The 16,092-nt window shown below is 65.9% G+C and carries 14 protein-coding genes; 11 read left to right on the top strand and 3 right to left on the bottom strand.

Annotation, left to right across the window (positions count from 1 at the left end; all coding sequences use genetic code 11):
* Positions 1-7: 7 nt before the first annotated feature.
* The 8 genes from ACIQUS_RS14420 (at position 8) to ACIQUS_RS14455 (ending at position 10,862) form a co-directional block, all read left to right on the top strand.
* Positions 8-1,234 carry a methyl-accepting chemotaxis protein gene (locus tag ACIQUS_RS14420; RefSeq protein ID WP_403048050.1) on the top strand — a complete coding sequence of 409 codons (1,227 nt, stop codon included), beginning with the start codon at positions 8-10 and terminating at the stop codon, positions 1,232-1,234.
* Positions 1,235-1,255: 21 nt separating this feature from the next.
* Complete coding sequence (locus ACIQUS_RS14425; protein WP_403047999.1) at positions 1,256-2,953, top strand: putative bifunctional diguanylate cyclase/phosphodiesterase; 1,698 nt, start codon at positions 1,256-1,258, stop codon at positions 2,951-2,953.
* 115 nt (positions 2,954-3,068) lie between these two features.
* The gene (gene kdpF, locus ACIQUS_RS14430) at positions 3,069-3,158 is read left to right on the top strand and encodes a K(+)-transporting ATPase subunit F (RefSeq protein WP_105642480.1); all 90 of its coding nucleotides are present in this window, start codon (positions 3,069-3,071) and stop codon (positions 3,156-3,158) included.
* Positions 3,159-3,166: 8 nt separating this feature from the next.
* Complete coding sequence (gene kdpA, locus ACIQUS_RS14435; protein WP_403048000.1) at positions 3,167-4,861, top strand: potassium-transporting ATPase subunit KdpA; 1,695 nt, start codon at positions 3,167-3,169, stop codon at positions 4,859-4,861.
* Positions 4,862-4,871: 10 nt separating this feature from the next.
* A complete protein-coding gene (gene kdpB, locus ACIQUS_RS14440; RefSeq protein ID WP_403048001.1) occupies positions 4,872-6,926 on the top strand; it encodes a potassium-transporting ATPase subunit KdpB in 2,055 nt (684 codons plus the stop codon).
* A 17-nt stretch (positions 6,927-6,943) separates the two neighbouring features.
* Complete coding sequence (gene kdpC / locus ACIQUS_RS14445) at positions 6,944-7,516, top strand: potassium-transporting ATPase subunit KdpC (RefSeq protein ID WP_403048002.1); 573 nt, start codon at positions 6,944-6,946, stop codon at positions 7,514-7,516.
* Positions 7,513-10,173, top strand: a complete 2,661-nt coding sequence (locus ACIQUS_RS14450) for a DUF4118 domain-containing protein (RefSeq protein ID WP_403048003.1) — start codon at positions 7,513-7,515, stop codon at positions 10,171-10,173. The genes kdpC and ACIQUS_RS14450 overlap by 4 nt, the downstream gene beginning before the upstream one ends.
* Entirely contained in the window at positions 10,170-10,862 is a 693-nt protein-coding gene (locus ACIQUS_RS14455) for a response regulator (protein WP_403048004.1), read from the top strand. Before ACIQUS_RS14450 ends, ACIQUS_RS14455 begins: the two co-directional genes overlap by 4 nt.
* A 100-nt stretch (positions 10,863-10,962) precedes the next feature.
* Here ACIQUS_RS14455 and ACIQUS_RS14460 read toward each other — a convergent pair whose 3' ends face one another.
* A complete protein-coding gene (locus tag ACIQUS_RS14460) occupies positions 10,963-12,003 on the bottom strand; it encodes a patatin-like phospholipase family protein (protein ID WP_403048005.1) in 1,041 nt (346 codons plus the stop codon).
* Between the two features lie 157 nt (positions 12,004-12,160).
* Here ACIQUS_RS14460 and ACIQUS_RS14465 point away from each other — a divergent pair, with 157 nt between their 5' ends.
* The 3 genes from ACIQUS_RS14465 to ACIQUS_RS14475 all read left to right on the top strand — a co-directional run bounded on the left by ACIQUS_RS14465 (position 12,161) and on the right by ACIQUS_RS14475 (position 14,103).
* Positions 12,161-12,439 (top strand): hypothetical protein, encoded by a 279-nt coding sequence (locus tag ACIQUS_RS14465; protein ID WP_285863172.1) that lies wholly within the window; start codon positions 12,161-12,163, stop codon positions 12,437-12,439.
* A 14-nt stretch (positions 12,440-12,453) separates the two neighbouring features.
* Positions 12,454-13,221: a CHAD domain-containing protein gene (locus tag ACIQUS_RS14470; protein ID WP_403048006.1), complete on the top strand. Its 768-nt coding sequence runs from the start codon at positions 12,454-12,456 to the stop codon at positions 13,219-13,221.
* Positions 13,222-13,302: 81 nt separating this feature from the next.
* Positions 13,303-14,103, top strand: coding sequence for an acyl-CoA thioesterase (locus ACIQUS_RS14475; RefSeq protein ID WP_403048007.1), 801 nt, complete (start codon positions 13,303-13,305; stop codon positions 14,101-14,103).
* Here ACIQUS_RS14475 and ACIQUS_RS14480 read toward each other — a convergent pair.
* Both ACIQUS_RS14480 and ACIQUS_RS14485 read right to left on the bottom strand, forming a co-directional pair.
* Positions 14,100-14,468, bottom strand: a complete 369-nt coding sequence (locus ACIQUS_RS14480; protein WP_403048008.1) for an Mpo1-like protein — start codon at positions 14,466-14,468, stop codon at positions 14,100-14,102. The two genes, ACIQUS_RS14475 and ACIQUS_RS14480, sit on opposite strands and share 4 nt — an antisense overlap.
* 75 nt (positions 14,469-14,543) lie before the next feature.
* On the bottom strand, positions 14,544-16,022 hold the full coding sequence (locus ACIQUS_RS14485; protein ID WP_403048009.1) for a methyl-accepting chemotaxis protein: 1,479 nt from the start codon (positions 16,020-16,022) through the stop codon (positions 14,544-14,546).
* Between the last annotated feature and the right edge of the window lie 70 nt (positions 16,023-16,092).

A 16,092-nucleotide genomic window follows, 5' to 3' on the forward strand; every position in this document is an offset into this window, starting at 1 on the left:
CGAGTCGGTGCGGGTCAAGCCGAGCCGTGAGCAGGTACGGCGCGCCGAACAGCTCTACGCGCGGCTGCGTGCCGGCAAGCCGGCAGTCAGTGCCGGTCGCCGCCTGGCCCTGTACAGCGAACTGCTGAGCCTGCCGCTGCTGGCCGGCGGCTTGGCCATCAGTGCCCAGCAGTGGCTACCCGGCTGGCCGGCGCAGGGGGTTACCCTGGGGCTGTTCGGTCTGGTTGCCCTGTGGGGGCACCAACGCCTGCGCCAGCAACTGCAGCAGATCGCCCGATGCGCACCCCAGGCCTTCGCTGACCCGATCAACGCCCTGACCTACAGCGATGCCCAAGGGCCGGCGGCGCAGTTGCAGATGATCCTGATCAGTGAGCAGGCGCGACTGCAAACGGCGTTGACCCGGTTGAGCGATCTGGCCACGCAGATGACCGAGGCGGCCACCGACTCCAGTCGCCTGTCGCGCCACACCGAATCGGCCCTGCTCGAACAGCGCGCGGAAACCGACCTGACGGCTGCCGCGATGACCGAAATGGCCGCCTCGATCGCCGAGGTCGCCCAGCATGTGCAACTGACTGCGGCAGAGGCGCAGACTGCCAACCAGCTGGCCGGGCAGGGCAGCCAGGTGGCCGGTACCACCCGCGAGGCGATCCAGCTGCTGGCCAGCACCGTCAACCAGATCAACCAGGCGGTCACCCACCTGGCCGGGCAGACGCAGGACATCATGCTGGCGGCGCAGGTGATCCGTTCGATCGCCGAACAGACCAACCTGCTGGCGCTCAATGCCGCCATCGAGGCCGCCCGGGCCGGCGAGCAGGGCCGTGGCTTTGCCGTGGTCGCCGACGAGGTCCGCGCCCTGGCCGGCAAGACCCGCCAGTCAACCCTGCAGATCCAGGGCATCATCGAGCACCTGCGGGCCGGTGCCGAGGAAGCGGTGAGCATCGCCAGCCTGGGCATCGAAGAAGCTGACCAGGGTGTGGCCCGGGTGCTCGATGCACAGCAGGCCCTGCAGGGTATCCGCGAGGCGGTGGCGCGTATCAGCGATATGAGCCAGCAGATGGCCGCCGCCTCCCACGAACAGTCAGCGGTCGCCGAATCGGTGTCCGAGCAGATCAACAATGTTGCCGTCACGGTGCAGCACACCGCGCACAACGCCAATGCCGCCGCCACCCGCGGCGCTGAGTTGCAACACATCTCTGCGGGCTTGCGTGCCCTGGTCGAGCGTTTCAACCGCTAGACCCCAGAGTCGAAGGATTTCATGGACGATAACTACCGTACGGCTGTCGATGCCGCGGCCATCTTTTCGGAAACCGATCTGACCGGCCGAATCACCTATGTCAATGAGCAGTTCTGCACCATCTCCGGTTACCGCCGGGAAGAGCTGCTCGGCGCCAACCACCGCATCCTCAACTCCGGCCTGCATGAGCCGGATTTTTTCGACGGCATGTGGCGCGCGCTGGTCGCCGGCAAGGCCTGGAAAGGCGAAATCTGCAACCGGGCCAAGGACGGCACGCTGTACTGGGTCGACAGCACCATGGTGCCCTTGCTCGATCCGCTCAGTGGCAAGGTGCGCAAGTACGTGTCGATACGCTTCGATGTCACGGAAAAGCGCCAGTTGCTGCACACCCTGCAATGGCGGGTCGGCCATGACGTGCTGACCGGGCTGCCCAACCGCGCCTACCTCTCCGACCTGCTGCACCAGGCCCTGGCCTACGCCCGCCGGGGGCGGGTGCCGCTGGCGGTGTGTATGCTCGATCTCGATGGCTTCAAGGCGGTCAATGATGGCTACGGGCATGCCAGCGGCGACCTGCTGCTGGTCGAGGTGGCCAAGCGCCTGAAAGGCATACTGCGTGGCGGCGATGCGGTGGCGCGATTGTCCGGCGACGAGTTCGTGCTGATCCTGCATGAGGTACAGGAGCCTTCGCAACTGCATGCGGCGCTGGAGCGGGTGCTGGCGGCCATCGCCGCGCCCTATGTCATCTGCGAGCAGGAAGTCAGCGTCAGTGCCAGTATCGGTGTGACCCTGTTCCCCTTCGACGACGAAGACGCCGACACCCTGGTGCGGCATGCCGATCAAGCCTTGTATGTGGCCAAGCAGAGCGGACGCAATCGCTACCATCTGTTCGACGTGTCGCTGGACCAGGAGGTCAAGGCCACCCACCAGACCGTCGCCCGTTTGCGCCAGGCGTTGATCCGCGGTGAACTGCAGTTGCACTACCAGCCCAAGGTCAACATGCGCAGCGGCGCAGTGATCGGTTTCGAAGCGCTGCTGCGCTGGCAGCATCCGCTCAAGGGACTGGTGCCGCCGGCTGAGTTCCTGCCGCTGGTGGAACAGACTGACCTGATCGTCGAGATCGGCGAGTGGGTGATCGCCCAGGCGCTGGCACAGATGCAGGTCTGGCAGGAGCAGGGACACTGCTGGCCGGTGAGCGTCAACATCGCCGCGCGGCATTTCCAGCGTGCCGACTTCGTCGAGCGGCTCAAGCGCCTGCTGGCCCTGCACCCGGCCATCGCACCGCAAATGCTCGACCTGGAAATCGTCGAATCGGTGGCCATCGAGAACATCCAGCGGGTCAGCCAGTGCCTGGAAGCCTGCCAGCAATTGGGTGTGCAGTTTTCCCTGGATGATTTCGGCACCGGCTATTCGTCACTCAGCTACCTCAAGCGCCTGCCCACCCAGACCATCAAGATCGACAAGTCGTTCGTGCGCGACATTCTCCACGACCAGGACGACCTGACCCTGACCCGCGCGGTGATCGGTCTGGCGCGCGCCTTCGGCCGCCAGGTCATCGCCGAAGGGCTGGAAACCGTCGAGCATGGCCAATTGCTGATGGGCCTGGGCTGCGATGTTGCCCAGGGTTACTGCATCGCCCGGCCGATGGCGGCCGAGGCGGTCAGTGACTGGGTTGGCAGCTATGTGCAACCACCGCAGTGGGCCGCCTTCCAGCGTCTGTAACGGCGTTATTTACGCATTCTTTATGCCTGGCCCGGGGTCCCGGTCTCGTCCCTTTACAGCCGCTCTACCGACAATGACCGTCAACGGCAACCTGCCGTAAGGACGGAGAGTTTTCATGAGCATTCTGGACGGGGTGTCACTGCTGCTGGCAGTGGCGTTGATGATCTACCTGATGGTCGCGCTGCTGCGCGCCGACCGGGGCTAGGAGCGACCATGCACAGTTACGATTACGCGTTGCTGCTGGCGTTCTTCGCCCTGGTGCTGCTGCCGGCGCCATGGCTTGGGCGTTTCTATTACAAGGTGATGGAAGGCCAGCGCACCTGGCTGTCGCCGCTGCTGGGGCCGGTGGAGCGGGGTTGCTACCGGCTGGCCGGGGTGAATACCGACAGCGAGCAGAACTGGAAGCAGTACACCCTGGCCTTGCTGGCCTTCAACCTGGCCGGCTTCATTCTGGTGTTCGGCGTATTGCTGTTGCAGGGCTATCTGCCGCTCAACCCGCAGCACCTGCCGGGGCAGGAGTGGTCGCTGGCGTTCAACACGGCGGTGAGTTTCGTCACCAACACCAACTGGCAGGCCTACAGCGGCGAAGCCTCGGTCAGCTACCTGAGCCAGATGCTTGGCCTGACCGTGCAGAACTTCGTCAGCGCCGCCACGGGCCTGGCCGTGCTGGTCGCCCTGTGCCGCGGCATCGCCCGGCGCTCGGCGCACACCCTGGGCAACTTCTGGGTCGACATGACCCGCGCCACCCTTTACGGCCTGTTGCCGCTGTGCCTGTTGCTGGCCTTGCTGCTGGTCTGGCAGGGCGTGCCGCAGACCTTCGGCGACTACGTCCAGGCCCTGACCTTGCAAGGCAACGAGCAGACCATTCCCCTGGGCCCGGCGGCCAGCCAGATCGCCATCAAGCAACTGGGCACCAACGGCGGCGGCTTCTTTGGCGTCAACTCTGCGCACCCGTTCGAGAACCCGACGGCCTGGAGCAACCTGTTCGAGGTGGCATCGATCATCCTGATCCCGGTGGCCCTGGTGTTCACCTTCGGCCACTACGTCAAGGACCTGCGCCAGAGCCGGGCGATCATCGCCTGCATGCTGGCGCTGTTCCTGATCGGCGGTGGCACGGCGCTGTGGGCGGAGCACCAGCCCAACCCGAGCCTGAACAACCCGCTGGTCGAACAGACCGCCCCGCTCGAAGGCAAGGAAAGCCGCTTCGACACCACCGCCAGCGTGCTCTGGACCGTGACCACCACCGCCGCCTCCAACGGCTCGGTGAACAACATGCACGACAGCCTCAACCCGCTCAGCAGCATGGTCGCGCTGGTCAACATGATGGTCGGCGAGGTGATCTTCGGCGGCGTCGGTGCCGGGCTCTACGGCATGCTGCTCAACGTGCTGATCGCGGTGTTCCTGGCCGGCCTGATGATCGGCCGTACCCCCGAGTACCTGGGCAAGAAACTCCAGGCCCGCGAGGTGCAACTGCTGGTGGCGACCCTGCTGGTGATGCCGGTCGGCGTGCTGGTGCTCGGCGCGCTGGCGACCAGCCTGCCAGGACCTGCAGCGGCGATCAGCAACCCTGGTGCCCACGGCTTCAGCCAGCTGCTGTATGCCTACACCTCGGCCAGCGCCAACAACGGTTCGGCCTTCGCCGGGCTGGGCGCCAACACCACCTTCCACAACCTGATGCTGGGCCTGGGCATGTTGATCGGTCGCTTCGGCTACATCCTGCCGGTGCTGGCCCTGGCCGGCAGCCTGGCGCTGAAGAAGAGCGCACCCGTGGGGCAGAACAGTTTCCCGACCCACGGTCCGTTGTTCGTCACCTTGCTGCTGGTCACCATTTTGCTGGTGGGCGGCCTGACCTTCCTGCCGGCCCTGGCCCTGGGCCCGATCACCGAACAGCTGAGCCTGGGCTTCTAAGGAGCAACTCATGAACATGCCGATTCCCGAAGTCAAAGCGGCGCCTGCCACGGCGGCACGGACCACCTTCGCCGCGTTGTGGCGCCCGGCCCTGGTGCAGGCGTTCGTCAAACTCGATCCGCGTCAGCTCAAGCGCTCGCCCGTGATGCTGGTGGTGGAACTGACCGCGATCTTCACCACTTTGCTGTGCCTGCTGCCCGACAGTGGCGTGCCCACGGCGGTGGCGGTGCAGATTGCCCTGTGGTTGTGGTTCACCGTGCTGTTCGCCAACTTCGCCGAAGCCCTGGCTGAAGGCCGTGGCAAGGCCCGCGCCGACAGTCTCAAGGCCGGCAGCCAGGGCCTGAGCGCCCGCCGTCGCACAGCCTCCGGCGGTTTCGAAGTGGTGCCTGCCACCCGCCTGCGCAAGGATGATGTGGTCAAGGTGCTGGCCGGGGAGATGATCCCCGGTGACGGTGAGGTGCTCGAAGGTATTGCCGCGGTCAACGAGGCGGCGATCACCGGTGAGTCGGCGCCGGTGATCCGTGAGTCCGGGGGGGATCGTTCGGCGGTCACCGGCAATACCCGGCTGGTCTCCGACTGGTTGCTGATCCGCATCACCAGCAACCCCGGCGAGTCGACCCTGGACCGCATGATCGCCCTGGTCGAAGGCGCCAAGCGCCAGAAGACCCCCAACGAAATCGCCCTGGACATCCTGCTGATTGGCCTGACCATGATCTTCCTGGTGGTCGTGGCAACCCTGCAGCCGTTCGCCCATTTTGCTGGTGGCAGCATCCCGCTGGTGTTCCTGGTGGCGCTGCTGGTGACCCTGATTCCCACCACCATCGGCGGCCTGCTGTCGGCCATCGGTATCGCCGGCATGGACCGTCTGGTGCGCCTTAACGTGATCGCCCGCTCCGGGCGGGCGGTCGAGGCCGCCGGTGACGTGCATGTGCTGATGCTCGACAAGACCGGCACCATCACCTTCGGCAATCGTCGTTGCAGCGCCCTGCAGGCCGCCCCCGGGGTGACCGCCAGAGAGCTGGGCGAGGGCGCCTTGCTGGCCTCGCTGGCCGATGACACCGCCGAAGGCAAATCGATCGTCGAGTACCTGCGCCAGTTGCATGATTTCAACGAACCGCAGGCCGGGCAACTCACCCCGGTGGCGTTCAGCGCCGAGACCCGGCTCTCCGGTGTCGATTACCAGCAGCGTCGTTACCGCAAGGGCGCGGTGGATTCGGTATTGGCCTTCGTCGGTATGCAACGCCTGGAGATGCCGGCGTCCCTGTCCCGCGAAGTCGACAAGATCGCCCAGAGCGGTGGTACGCCGTTGCTGGTCTGCGTCGACCAGCGCCTGCTGGGGGTGATCCACCTCAAGGACGTGGTCAAGCCGGGGATTCGCGAGCGCTTTGCCCAATTGCGCAAGCTGGGCATTCGCACCGTGATGGTGACCGGCGACAACCCGCTGACCGCCGCCGCCATCGCCGCCGAAGCCGGGGTCGATGACGTGCTGGCCGAAGCCACACCGGAGAAGAAGCTGGCGCGCATTCGCCAGGAGCAGAACGACGGGCGTCTGGTGGCCATGTGCGGCGACGGCGCCAACGACGCCCCGGCCCTGGCCCAGGCCGATGTCGGCATGGCCATGAACGACGGCACCCAGGCGGCCCGCGAGGCGGCCAACATGGTTGACCTGGACAGCGACCCGACCAAGCTGCTGGATGTGGTCCAGGTCGGCAAGGAACTGCTGGTGACCCGTGGTGCGCTGACCACCTTCTCGATAGCCAACGACGTGGCCAAGTACTTCGCCATCCTGCCGGCGCTGTTCGCGGCGATCTACCCGCAGCTGGGGGCGCTCAACCTGATGCAGCTGGCCAGCCCGCAGAGCGCGATTCTCTCAGCCATCGTCTTCAACGCCCTGATCATCGTCGTGCTGATTCCCCTGGCCCTGCGCGGGGTGCGGGTGCAGGCGGCGAGTGCGGCGCACCTGCTGCGGCGCAACCTGCTGATCTACGGGGTGGGCGGGCTGATCGTTCCCTTCGCCGGGATCAAACTGATCGACATGCTGCTGACCGCTTTGCACCTGGTCTGATACCAAGGGAGATGACCATGACCACTTATGTACGTCCGGCCTTGAGCCTGATTCTGTTGATGACCCTGATCACCGGCGCGGTTTACCCGCTGGTGGTCACCGGGGTGGCCCAGGTGGCCTTTCCCGAACAAGCCAATGGCAGCCTGCTGCGCGACGACCAGGGCCAGGTGCGCGGCTCGCTGCTGATCGCCCAGGGCTTGAAGGGCGATGCCTGGTTCCAGTCGCGACCGTCAGCGGCCGACTATGCCACCGTCGCCAGCGGTGCCAGCAACCTGGCACCGAGCAACCCGGCGCTGGCCGAGCGCATCTTTGATGCTGCCGCGCAGCAGTATGTCGAAGGCCAGGGCGCGGTGCCGCTGGCCTTGTTGACCACTTCGGGCAGCGGCCTGGACCCGCACCTGTCGCCTGCGGCGGTGGCTTATCAGCTGCCACGGGTGGCCGCAGCTCGGCAGGTCAGCACGCAGGCCTTGCAAGCCCTGGTCGAGCAGTCCACCCTGCAGCCATTGATCGGCCCGCCGGTAGTCAATGTACTGGCCTTGAACGCCGCCCTTGAACGGCTGGCCCCGTATCCAGGTAAGGACAAGCAGTGAGCGAGAGCAATTCCGAACGCGCCGATGCGTTATTGGCCGGGCTGCCGCGCGAAGGGCGCGGTCGCCTCAAAGTGTTCCTCGGGGCGGCGCCGGGGGTGGGCAAGACCTACGCCATGCTCCAGGCCGCCCATGCCCAGTTGCGCCAGGGTGTACAGGTGCTTGCGGCGGTGGTCGAGACCCATGGCCGGGCCGAGACCGAAGCCTTGCTCGCCGGTTTGCCGCAATTGCCGTTGCTGCGCTCGGAGTACCGTGGCGTGCAACTGGAGGAAATGGACCTCGACGGCCTGCTCAAGGCCGCGCCGCAACTGGCGCTGATCGACGAGCTGGCCCACAGCAACGCCCCCGGCAGTCGTCACGCCAAACGCTGGCAGGATGTGCAGGAGTTGCTGGCCGCCGGTATCGATGTGTACACCACGGTCAACGTCCAGCACCTGGAAAGCCTCAACGACCAGGTGCGCGGCATCACCGGCGTGCAGGTGCGCGAAACCCTGCCGGATTGGGTGCTGCAGGAAGCCTTCGAACTGGTGCTGATCGACTTGCCGCCGCGCGAGTTGCTCGAGCGCCTGCGCGAGGGCAAGGTCTATGTGCCGGAGCAGGCCCGGGCGGCCATCGATGCCTTCTTCAGCCAGACCAACCTGACCGCCTTGCGCGAGCTGGCCATGCAGACGGCGGCGGCTCAGGTCGACGCCGACCTGGCCCACGGTTACCGCCAGCTTGGCCAGGATGCACCGACCCTGCGTGGGCGCTTGCTGGTCGGCGTCGACGGTGATGCCCAGGCCGAGCGCCTGGTGCGTCATGCCAGTCGGGTGGCCCAGCGCCGTCATCTGCCCTGGAGCCTGGTGCATGTCGATAACGGTCGTCTGCGCGACGAAACCGCCCGCCAGCGCCTGCAGGCAGCCCAGCAACTGGCGGAACGACTGGGTGGCGAGGTGGTGCTGCTGCGTGCCGGTGAAGTGGCGCGAACCCTGATCCAGCATGCCCTGGAGCGACGCGCCAGCCTGGTGCTGGTCGGCCAGTCCCGCGACCGCCTGCGCCGGCGTCTGTTCGGCGCCGGGGTGGCTACCCGCTTGCTGCGCGAGGCCCATGGCCTGGAAATCAACGTCCTCGACCGCGACGACAAGCCCGAGCCGCCGGGGGCCGTGGTGAAGAAAGTCTGGGTCTGGCGCCACTACCTGCTGGCCCTGATTGCGACCCTGCTGGCCTCGGGGCTTGCCTGGGCGGTCGCCAGTGTCCTGGCCTTGCCCAACATCTCGCTGGTGTTCCTGGCCGCGGTGTTGCTGGTAGCGGTGCGCAGCAGCCTGGGGCCGGCGCTGGCCTGCGCGGTGATGTCGTTCCTGGCCTATGACTTTCTGTTCATCCCGCCGACCTTCTCCTTCAGCATCCAGCGCGAAGAGGACGTGCTGACCTCGCTGTTCTTCCTGTTGATGGCGGCGCTCACCGGCAACCTGGCCGCCCGCCAGCGCCGTCAATTGCAGGCGTTGCGTGAAACCCAGGAGCAGACCAATCAGTTGCTGGATCTGTCGCGCAAGCTCACGGCCGCCACCGACCGCCAGGCGGTGTTCAATGCCGCCGGGCAACACCTGGACGGTTGGAGCGATGTGCAGGTGTGCTTGCTGGAGCGGGATGTGGAAGGGCGCCTGAAGGTGGTCAGCGGTGGCAACCCGCAATTCACCGACAACGAGCGCGCCGCCGCCGACTGGGCCTGGCAGCACGATCAGGCGGCGGGCCTGGGCAGCGACACCTTGCCCAACGGCCGTTGGTGGTGGTGGCCGCTGTCGCTGGACGACTCGCGCCTGGCGCTGCTTGGCGTGCGTCCACGCCAGGGCCAGAGCCTGTCGCCGCCACAGCGGCGCCTGCTCAAGGCCTTGAGCCAACCGCTGGCCCAGGCGTTGGCCCGGGCGCGCCTGGCCGAACAACTGGAAGCGGCACGCCTGCATGGCGAAACCGAGCAATTGCGCAGCGCTTTGCTCGCCTCGGTGTCCCATGACCTTCGCACGCCCTTGACCGCCATGCGCGGCAGCATCGACAGCCTGCTGGCCCTCGGTGAAGCGATCCCCCGCGCCGATCGCCAGGAACTGCTCGAAGGCACCCGCAACGAAGCCGAACGCCTGGACCGCTACATCCAGAACCTGCTGGACATGACCCGCCTGGGCCATGGCGGGTTGAAACTGGCCCGCGACTGGGTGGCGCCCACCGACATCGTCGGCAGTGCCCTCAATCGCCTGCGTGTGGTGCTGGCGCCCTTGCAGGTCAGCACCGAGGTGACGGACGGCTTGCCGTTGTTGTTCGTGCATGCGGCGCTGATCGAGCAGGCGCTGGTCAATGTGCTGGAGAACGCCGCACGTTTTTCACCGGCCAACGGCCGCCTGGCCCTGCAGGTGCGGGTGGTGGACGAGCAACTGCATTTCGCCGTCAGCGACGAAGGCCCGGGCATTCCCCTGGCCGATCGCGAGAAGATCTTCGACATGTTCTACACCGCCGCCCGGGGTGACCGGGGCGGGCAGGGCACGGGCCTGGGCCTGGCGATCTGCCAGGGCATGATCGGCGCCCATGGCGGGCATATCCAGGTGGATGATGGTATCGATGGCCGTGGCACCTGCATCACATTATGCTTGCCGCTTCCGACCCAGCCCGAGCCTGAAAGCGAAGCCCCATGAGCCAGACCGCCACCCTGCTGGTCATCGACGATGAACCGCAGATCCGCAAATTCCTGCGTATCAGCCTGAGCTCCCAGGGCTACAAGGTGATCGAGGCCGCCACCGGCACCGAGGGCCTGGCCCAGGCAGCCCTGGCCAGGCCCGACCTGGTGGTGCTCGACCTCGGCCTGCCGGACATGGACGGCCAGCAGGTACTGCGCGAGCTGCGCGAATGGAGCCCGGTGCCGGTGCTGGTGTTGTCGGTGCGTGCCAACGAGATCCAGAAGGTCGAGGCCCTGGACAGCGGTGCCAACGACTACGTGACCAAGCCGTTCGGCATCCAGGAGTTCCTTGCCCGGGTACGCGCCTTGCTGCGCCAGGTGCCCCAGGCCAGCAGCGCCCAGGCGGCAGCGAGCTTTGGGCCGCTGACGGTTGACCTGGCGTTTCGCAAGGTGACCCTCGATGGCGTGGAAATCGCCCTGACCCGCAAGGAGTACGCGCTGCTGGCGCAGCTGGCGAGCCATCCGGGGCGGGTGATCACCCAGCAGCAACTGCTCAAGGACATCTGGGGACCGACCCATGTCGACGACAGCCATTACCTGCGCATCGTCGTCGCCCATGTGCGGCAAAAGCTCGGCGATGACCCGACGGCGCCGCGCTTCATCATCACCGAGCCGGGGGTGGGGTACCGCTTGGTGGGGCCGGAGTAAAGCCTGCTGGCCCTATCGCAGGCGTTGCCGGCTCCCACAAAGTCCGGTGCAAACTGGCACCCTATGGGAGCCGGCAGAGCCGGCGATGAGGCCCTGGGGTTCAACGCCGCTCCGCCTCATAGTTCTCCAGCGTGTCCCGGGCAATCTCCCGCCCCAGCGCGATCAGTTCCGGCGCCTTGTAGAACTCGAAGAACCGGCACACCCGCTTGGGCACGTTGATCAGTACATCCGGCGGGTAGCCGGCGATCTTGTACTGGGCCAGGGAGGTCTGCATCACCTCGAAGCTCTGGTTGATCAGGTCCAGCAATGACGCCGGCCCGACGTTGTCGATGATGAACGAGCCGGTCGCCGACTTCGGCGCGCCATCGCTTTCGGGCGCCGCCGCCGGTTGCTGGGCCTCGGGACTGGCCGCGTCGCTGAGCCAGGGATTGGGAATCTGCGCAGCGCCAGGCGAAAGCTCCTGCTCGATGCGCATCAGCTCTTCGGCCGGTTTGCGCCGGAACGGCAGGTGCGAGCCGAGCGAGCTGATCAGGTTGTCGAAGCGCAGCTTGAAGGCGGCCGGGCGTTCGATCACCGGCAACTGGTACTGGCGCTGGTTGGTCGAGTTGAGGTTGACGGCGATGATCAGGTCGCAGTGGCTGGACACCACCGGGATGATCGGCAAGGGGTTGAGGATACCGCCGTCGACCAGCATGCGATTGCCTTGCACCACCGGGGTGAACAGGCTGGGAATGGCCGCCGAGGCGCGCATGGCCTGGTGCAGGCAACCTTCCTGGAACCAGATTTCCTGTTGGTTGGTGAGGTCGGCGGCCACGGCGGTGTAGGGGATGCGCAGTTCTTCGATATTCACCTCGCCGACGATCTTGCGGATCTGGCCGAAGACTTTCTCACCACGAATGGCCCCCAGGCGAAAGCTCACATCCACCAGGCGCAACACGTCCAGGTAGTCCAGGCTCTCGATCCAGTTGCGGTATTCCTCAAGCTTGCCGGCTGCATAGATGCCACCAATCACCGCGCCCATCGAGCAACCGGCCACGCAGGCGATGTCGTAGCCACGCCGCTCCAGTTCCTCGATCACCCCGATGTGCGCATAACCACGCGCCCCGCCCGAGCCCAGCACCAATGCCACACGTTTGCTCATGATGGCTCCCGGTTGTTGTTCCTCGTAGGTCTAACAATGCGCCCATTCGCGTCTGTGCTTCAATCGTCATACGCGCTGCGCTACGCTTTGCAGGGCACTTTTCTTTATTGTCGTCGTCGAACGCGCCACCCTGAACTTTTCTTTTGGAGTATCACTGATGAAAGCCTGGATCTGCCTGCCCCTGATTGCCCTGGTTCTGACGGGGTGTGCTGGCAAGACAGCCTATCGCGACAGTTGCGCCAATCAGCTGGACGCGGCCTGGAAGGAGCTCGACCTGGCCAAGGCTGAAGGTTTTGCCGGTACTGTCAGTTACTCCAAGGCACTGTCGCTGTTGACCGGTGCCAAGACCCAGCAGCAGTTCGAAGCCTTCGAAGGCTGCAGCAACAAAGCCCAGAAGGCCCGTTTCTATATTCGTGAATCCCGCGCCGGTCGTTAACCCAGGAGACCATCATGTCGGCCATGCTCGATCATGCGATTGCCCGGATCCTGGCCCTGCAGGTGCGCCTGCTCGGTTGCCAGGCGCGGCTGGCGGCGGACACCGACAGCGAGGCGCTGCATGACCTGCGCACCACCACCCGGCGCTTGCGCAGCCTGTTGCGGCCCTTGCACGAACTGCCCGGGGTCGATCAGCTCGAAGGCGCGGCCAAGGCGCTGGGTGAGCTGACCACGCCGCTGCGCGATCGTGAAGTGCTGGCAGCGCAATTGCTTGAGCGTGGGCAGGCCGAGGCGGCCCGGCGGCGCCTGGCCGACCGCCGCCAGACCTTCGCCAGTGTCGCCGACAGCGCCGAGCTGCGGCGCCTGCTGGCGATTGTCGATGCTTTTCCGATCTTCCTGCGCGCTGCCGAGCGTGAGGGCTTGATCCGTCGCTTGCGCAGGCGCATCGACAAGCGCCTGGAAAAACAGTGGGACAAACTGCGCGAGGCACTGGTCGATCCCGCCCATGATCGCCATCGCCTGCGCCTGTTGATCAAGCGCGTACGTTATGGCGACGAGGCCTACCCACAGCTGGAGCATGCCGGGCGCCGTTTGCAAGCTGCGCTCAAGCGCGCCCAGGGCGACCTGGGCAACTGGCACGACCTGTTGCAGTGGTTGCTGCAAGCCGAGCAGCAGCCGGACCTTGCGCCTTGCGCCGAGCACTGGAAAGCGCAACTGATCGAGGCCGAACAGCGCGCCGATGCCACCCTTGAGCGGCTGGAAAAGGCGCTAGGGCGACGATAAGCCGCTGATATGGCCGAAATGCGGGCTGTCGCTGTAGTCTGTGCTGGTTAAGATCGGACTTTTCCCACGGATGAGGTCGGCATGAATTTCTCGCAATTGCTCAAGGAGGTCCGCCTGCATCCCCAGGCAGTCACCATTCCTGCCAGTTGGGCCCAGGGGCGGGCCTGTTTCGGCGGCCTGATGGCGGCGCTGTTGTACGAAACCATGCGGGCCAAGACCGCGCCCGGCCGTCCGGTGCGTTCCCTGGCCATCACCTTCGTCGGCCCGGCCGAACCCGAGGTGCCGATCAGCTTCGAGGTGGAACTGCTGCGCGAAGGCAAGGCGGTCAGTTCCTTGCTCGGTCGCGCCGTGCAGAACGGTCAGGTGGTGACCCTGATGCAGGGCAGCTTCGGCGCCGGACGCAGTTCGGTGGTCGAGGTGCCGGCGCTGGAGGCGGTGGCGATGAAAAGCCTGGAAGAGTCCAGCGTCGAGCTGCCCTATATCAAGGGCGTGACGCCCGAGTTCATGCGCCATGTGTCGCTGCGCTGGGGCATTGGCGGTCTTCCTTTCAGCAACAACCCGTCACGGGAGATGGGCGGCTGGGTCCGTCTGCGCGATGAAGGTGGCGACGAAACCATGAGCGAATCGCACCTGCTGGCGCTGGTCGACGCCTGGCCTCCGAGCTTGCTGCCGCACCTCAAGCGACCGGCAACGGGCAGCACCCTGACCTGGACCATCGAGTTCATCCACCCGGTGCCGAGCCTGACGTCCCACGACTGGTGCCGGTACTGCGTGCAGACCGAGTATGCCCGCGATGGCTACGGGCACGCGGCGGCCGCCTTGTGGACGGCCTCCGGTCAGTTGCTGGCCTTGAGCCGGCAGACGGTGACGGTCTTCGCCTAGTGGTGATGGCGGTGACGCTCACGCCAGGCGCGCCACCAGGCGCCGCTCAGGACAAAGCGCGGAAAGGTGATGAACTGTTCCACCAGCAGCCGGCCGATGGCGTCCTTGCGGTCGCTGAAGGGTTCCGGTTGCTCGGCTTCCAGGCGATGGCCCTGGCGCTGCAGGCCCAGGCCTGCGATCAGGGCGATGACGCCGACTGCCAGTTGCCCCAGGTCCAGTGAGAACAGCCCGGACAGCACCAGCAGCACGCCGAGGATGAACAGCGGCACGGCGATCAGGTGCAGCACCAGGTTGGTCGGGTTGCGGTGGTTGTGGTGGTAGCCGCGCCATTGCCAGGCGGGCAGGTTGGGCATGCGCTTGCTCATGGGCAATTCCTCAGGGTCCTGTCTGAAGAATAGTTTGGCCCCCAGGCGGGGGCCAATCAGCGCCGGCTATCGGGCCTATAGCTTGAGTTGGCCGATGGCCTTGTTCAGCTCGCCCGCCAGGGTCGCCAGTTCACTGCTGGTGGTGGCCGAGTCGACGGTCTGCTGCACGGTTTGTTCGGTGACGTCGCGGATGCTCACCACGGCGCGGTTCATTTCTTCGGCCACCTGGCTCTGTTGCTCGGCGGCCACTGCAATTTGCGTATTGCTTTCGCGCATCTGCGCCACGGCGCTGGTGATTTCCGCCAGCGCGGCGCCGGCTTCCTGGGCCTGCTGGACGCAGTCGTCGGCCTTGAAAGAGCTCTCCTGCATGAAGTCCACGGCGTCACGGGTGCCGGCCTGCAGCGCCGAGACCATGGTGGTGATTTCGTCGGTGGAGGCCTGCACGCGTTTGGCCAGGTTACGCACTTCATCGGCGACCACGGCAAAGCCGCGCCCCAGGTCGCCGGCACGGGCCGCTTCGATAGCGGCGTTGAGGGCCAGCAGATTGGTCTGCTCGGCGATGCTGTGAATCACGCCGACCACACCGTTGATCTTTTGACTGTCTTCGGCCAGCTGGCGAATCATTTCGGCGGTCTGTTGCACGCCGCTGGACAGCCCGGAAATCGAGGTCTGCACCCGGCTGACCACGGCCTGGCCGCTGCCGGCCAGGGTGTCGGCGGTCTGCGACAGGTCGCGGGTGGCACCGGCATGCTGGGCGATGTGGTAGACCGTGGCCGACATTTCGTTGATGGCGGTGGCGGCCTGGTCGGTCTCGCTCTGCTGGCCGAGCATGCCGTGGCGCACATCGCTCATGCTGGCGGCCAGGCGTGCGGCGCCCGAATCCAGTTGCGCCGCGGTGCGTGCCACGGTGTTGACCACCCGGTGGTAGGTGGTCTGCATGGCGTTGAACGCGCTGGCCATCTGGCCGACTTCATCGCCGCAGGACAGCGGCACCCGCGCCGACAGATCGCCGGTCTTCTCCACGTGCAGCATTACATCTTTGAGGGTGTTGAGTTGGCTGAGCAAAAAACGGATCAACAATTGCGAGGCGCAGAGCATCGCCAGCATCAGGATCAATACGCACACCGCGTAATTGGTGAAACGGTCGGTGAACACCTGGAACAGGCTGGGGGAGGGGGCGAGAACGGCGATCCGCTGCCCGTCGCGGTCGATGACCTGGGCGCCGCCGACCGGGTTCGTGCCCGTCAGCGCCAAGCCCTGTACCTCGACCCAGCCATGGGCACTGGCCAGGGCGTCGAGTTTTTCGCCGGCGAAGGTCGGCACCTGGCCGGGGGCGTACTGCAGCCACAGCGGGTTGTCCGGCAAGGCCTGGCCGGCGGGCCAGTCTGCCAGCAGCCGGGCCTGGGCCTGGGCCTTTTCCTGGGCCGCCTGGGCCCTGGCCTGTTGCTCCAGGTGCACCGCATAGAGCACCAGCAGCAGGGTGGTTACAAAGGCCACCGCATTGACGGCCCAGAACTTGTACTTCAGGGAGATATTGCTAAGCCAGGCACCCATAGTAGGTCTTCTCTGATTGAGCTCAAACATTGTTGGCAAGGTGCCATCATTGTGTCGAGCCCGTCAGGGG

The sequence above is a fragment of the Pseudomonas sp. NPDC090755 genome, from assembly GCF_044769005.1.
Lineage (GTDB): Bacteria > Pseudomonadota > Gammaproteobacteria > Pseudomonadales > Pseudomonadaceae > Aquipseudomonas.